The following is a 1,601-nucleotide window of genomic DNA, read 5'->3' on the forward strand; positions in this document are numbered from 1 at the left end:
GGCACGTATGAGTCCATTGGAGACATTGGCGAGGATTTGATCCTTGCCACTCTGCTGTATAGAGATACCTCCTGTGGCTGTCTCTGCCAAGCCCTCTCCAAGGGCTTTGAGTCCCACAGCTTCCGCTGTTACAGGTACGTACAACCCCTCTTGACCATTAAGGTCAAAGGCGGACAAGTCTACTCCTATGATTCTTTCCCGATACTCAATAGAGGTAACTTTCAGCTGTAGACGATTGTTTGTCAGGGTTGACTTAGCCACAATAGTCGTACCCTTAGGTACAACTACAGAGCCTATCTGTATGTCCTCCATAAGACGCATTTTGACCTCATCGCCTAGCTTGATGGTCTTGGTCTCATCGATGATAGCTCGCATCGTGTTCTTGGCAATAGTCTCACTACGCAACGAACCTACAGACGTGGTAAAGCGGTTCTGTAGCAAAGCCTCGTGCGCCTGCTGGCTAGAAGCATCCCTACCTGATTGAGAAAGAGTAGAGACAACAGAAGGGTCTACAGTCTTAGCTCCGACCGCATCAAAGCTCACGGGAGCATTGGGGTCTCTAGGAGGTTCAGGGGCTGGCTCAGGCTCAGCCGTCGCTCGCCTATAAGCATTGCTGTAGATATCGGTTGCGGCGATTTGCCTATCCTTAAGTTCCCCAAGCTGGGTTAGATATTCTCGCTCATCAGCAAGGTCTCGCTTCTCACGCTCTAGATCAGCTAACTGCTCCTCTAGACGAGCCATGCGGTCTTGATCCTCTTGCTCACGAGCGAACTGAGCATACAACCCCTGTGAAGACTGGAGATCCTCATCTTCATAAGGATCATAATCCTCATTGCGGGGATAACGATTGGTTCCATACTCAGCAGAGTCGTCGGCGCGATCTTGCTCGTCATATAGACGCTGTAAGCGTGGGTCGACCTGCTCTTCCCCGAGGTCAACTAGACCCGTCCCCTTGTAGGCGGACAGTTTGTCCTCAGGGAGTTTCGCAACATCGGCATCAGGGACATCGGTTAGGAGCTGTCCATTGCCTATCTTATCCTCTTTGATAAGGTAAGGACGCAAAATCATATACAATGCGCCGACGAAGACAATAATGATGAGCCCCATCACAAGCCACTGCTTAAGCTTAGCTTTGTCAGGAGCTGTTTTGTTGGTATCCATATTATTTGAAGATGCTAATTGTAATTACTAGAAGAAAAACGGCTAGGTAGACACCCATAGAGATAAAGGTTAGTCTCTTACGCTCTTCGGGTGTGAGCTTGTCACACCACGCTTTGAGTCGGTCAGTCTGTTTTTTTACCCAGCCGACCTTGTTCTGTGTAGATGAAGTGCCTACACTATCGAGGGGTGGTACGTCTTGTTTCATTATTGATTACTCTAAATTTAGTGATTAGGAAGCCCTGTGGGTTGCGGTCACTGCGTACCGTGTTGAGTAATGAGCAGGCGGTTACAAGAGACCGCTCTGTGACATTACTCTTGCGGTAGATGGTCTGTGTGCCATAGACCACAGCCTCATAGGGGTAAGTATTAAAGTTACAAGAGATAGAATCAACCGTCAGCACCTGAGAGGTGTTTGTCGAGATGAGACGATTATAGTACTT

2 protein-coding genes and 1 pseudogene are annotated in these 1,601 nt (G+C 48.7%); all 3 read right to left on the reverse strand.

Annotation, left to right across the window (positions count from 1 at the left end; genetic code table 11):
- The coding region (gene traM / locus PORUE0001_RS07910; RefSeq protein WP_007365926.1) for a conjugative transposon protein TraM at positions 1-1,161 on the reverse strand (1,161 nt) is incomplete at its 3' end.
- A gap of 1 nt (position 1,162) precedes the next feature.
- Positions 1,163-1,366 (reverse strand): hypothetical protein, encoded by a 204-nt coding sequence (locus PORUE0001_RS10640; RefSeq protein WP_007364510.1) that lies wholly within the window; start codon positions 1,364-1,366, stop codon positions 1,163-1,165.
- Positions 1,338-1,601, reverse strand: a pseudogene (locus PORUE0001_RS10160) (conjugative transposon protein TraK); the annotation flags it as partial. The gene PORUE0001_RS10640 and the pseudogene PORUE0001_RS10160, both read right to left, overlap by 29 nt.

This window comes from Porphyromonas uenonis 60-3, from assembly GCF_000174775.1.
GTDB lineage: Bacteria > Bacteroidota > Bacteroidia > Bacteroidales > Porphyromonadaceae > Porphyromonas > Porphyromonas uenonis_A.

What these genes read in the sequence shown, in the direction of transcription:
- PORUE0001_RS10640 (WP_007364510.1), bottom strand. Translation starts at nt 1,366, where the DNA reads ATGAAACAAGACGTACCACCCCTCGATAGTGTAGGCACTTCATCTACA.